Source organism: Streptomyces sp. (genome assembly GCF_031181705.1).
In the GTDB taxonomy this organism is placed as follows: domain Bacteria; phylum Actinomycetota; class Actinomycetes; order Streptomycetales; family Streptomycetaceae; genus Streptomyces.
Genome location: NZ_JAPSKN010000224.1, coordinates 3374 through 5631, shown reverse-complemented (window position 1 = coordinate 5631; position 2258 = coordinate 3374). Strand labels below are relative to the sequence as shown.

Below are 2258 nucleotides of genomic sequence, written 5' to 3'. Positions count from 1 at the left end.
GCGGGATGGGCGTACCGGGGCGCAGGGCCCGGGCGAAGAGCGCGCGCACGGCGGCACGCAACTCGTGGACGGCGGTGAACTGTGCGGCCTCGGCGGTGACACCGGCACCGGCCCCTTCCTCCTGTGCTCGCCGCGCCGGGCCGTGCCGGGCGGCTCGGCCGGCGTCCGTGAGGGGACACCTCCGTCGCCGTCGGGCCGGGCGGTGAGGGCGAGGTGCAGGGCGGGCCGGGCGTCCCTGCTGATCGGTTCCCGCACGGCGCTGATGAGAGGCGGGGCCGTGGCCGTCACCCCTGGTCAGTCCTCCGGCGGTGCGGGAGGGATCACCGCGACGGGACTCGCGGCGTGCAGCAGCACGGCCTGGGTGACCGAGCCCATCATCCGCGCGGGTGCCAGCAGGTGCCGCCGGTGACGGCCCACGACGACGAGGTCGGCGTCCCGGGAGGCGGCGACGAGGTGCCCGGCCGCGTCCCCCGCCGCCGGGAGGGGCTCGACCTCCACGCCGGGGTGCCGCTCGCGGTGGGGGGCGAGGAAGCCCTCGGCGAGGACCCGGGCCTCGTCCTCGACGACGTCCTGGTCGACGACCGGCGGGGGCATCTCCCCGGGCAGCATCCAGGGCTGCGCGGGCCACGGATAGGCGGCGACCGCCTGGAGCCGGGCCCCGCGCCGGGCGGCCTCGGCGAAGGCGAACTCCAGCGTGGCGTCGTCGGGGCCGTCGACCTTCAGCCCGACGACCACGCGCGGGGCGGGCCCGGCCGGTGCCTCGCCGTGGACCTCGCGTCCGGGCGGGGGCACGACGACGACGGGGCACTCGGCGTCGCGGGCGGTGGCCAGGCCGGTGGAGCCGAGCAGCAGGCTGGCGAAGCCGCCGCGGCCCCGGGAACCGAGCACCAGCAGCTGGGCGTTGGCGCCGAGTTCGGTCAGGACCACGCCGGTCGAACCCTCCAGGCCGGTGTACTCGGTGTCCGGCAGGCCGGTGCGGTCCGCCAGGTGGGCGCGGACCCGGTCGAGGACGGGGTCCTGTCGCGGGTCGGCGGGCCCGGCGGCGAGGACTTCGGGCGGGGCCCAGTGGGCGTACTGGCGCACATGCGCCACGCGGAGCGGGGCCGAGCGTCTCAGGGCCGCGTCGACGGCCCACTCCAGGGCGCGCAGGCTGTCGTCCGAACCGTCGACCGCCGCGACGACCGGCAGGGTGCTCATGGTTCCTCACTTCCGGGTGACGACCGTCCCCTCCCCGGTGCCAGCCTGACGCAGGGGCCGGGCGAGGGAGGCTGCCTCGGGTCGCGTGTCCGGAAAACGCGGGCGGAACACCCCCGGATCGGCCGTCGGCCCACGGCCGCCCGGGGCGGTTCGCGCGCTGCCGTCAGGTGAGGTCGAACTCCCCTTCCCGCGCTCCCGAGACGAACGCGCCCCACTCGGCGGGCGTGAAGATCAGGGAAGGGCTCTCGGGCCGGGCACTGTTCCGCATGGCGATGAAGCCCTCCACGAAGGCGATCTGCACATCCCCCAGGCCGCGGCTGCTGGACTGCCACTGCGCCTTGCTGAGGTCCAGGTCCGGCTTGTCCCAGCCCATGAGCGGTCGCTGCTGGGTGGTGGTCTCGGCCACGTCCGTGCTCCTCCCGATTGCGTCGTCCGCGGCCAGCCTAGCGATCGCGTCCCACGGCCGACAGAGCACGTGAGCGGGACCTTTCAGGAGTCCGGCGGCCGTGTTCCCACGAGCCACACGGCGAAGATCACGGACGAGCTGCGGCGGCCGCCGAGCGGCGAGGCGGTCCCCTAGTGGGCGCGGGAGGTCGCGGCGGCTGCGGACGGGTGATTCACCGGCCCGGCGATTGAACCCCGGGTGACGTACGGACGTACTGGTGGTGGCAGGCTCGGCATGGGGCTCTGTTTGCCATGCCATCGCACGACCGCACGGAAGGACCACCGGGTGTCGCTCTTCACTCGCCCCCACCAGCAGCCGGACAGGACCGAGGGCGGGACGGAACCGGACGACGACACGGGGGCGCCGGAACTCCGGCCGGAGGAGAACGCCGACACCGCCGACCGCGGCGGAACGTCCGGGTCACCTGACCGTGACACGGCCCCGGCAGCGCGCAGGGCCCCGCGCGACGACACCGGGACGCCCGGCCGGGACGACGCCAGCGACGCGGCGCACGGAAGTGACGAGACCGCCACGGCGGCCCCAGGCGGCGCCGGCACGACGGGCCAGGACAGCGACACCGCCGCGGCTGGGCCGCAGGACGACCCGGCCGCCGCTG

At 76.0% G+C, this 2258-nt stretch carries 2 protein-coding genes and 1 pseudogene; 1 reads left to right on the top strand and 2 read right to left on the bottom strand.

Annotated features, from left to right (window positions below):
- Positions 1 to 294: 294 nt before the first annotated feature.
- Positions 295 to 1197: a universal stress protein gene (locus RIN80_RS25985; protein WP_309098081.1), complete on the bottom strand. Its 903-nt coding sequence runs from the start codon at positions 1195 to 1197 to the stop codon at positions 295 to 297.
- A 163-nt stretch (positions 1198 to 1360) separates the two neighbouring features.
- Complete coding sequence (locus RIN80_RS25980) at positions 1361 to 1603, bottom strand: DUF397 domain-containing protein (protein WP_094052129.1); 243 nt, start codon at positions 1601 to 1603, stop codon at positions 1361 to 1363.
- A gap of 324 nt (positions 1604 to 1927) precedes the next feature.
- On the opposite strand from RIN80_RS25980, the pseudogene RIN80_RS25975 reads away from it, so the two are divergent.
- A pseudogene (locus RIN80_RS25975) lies at positions 1928 to 2258 on the top strand (hypothetical protein); the annotation flags it as partial.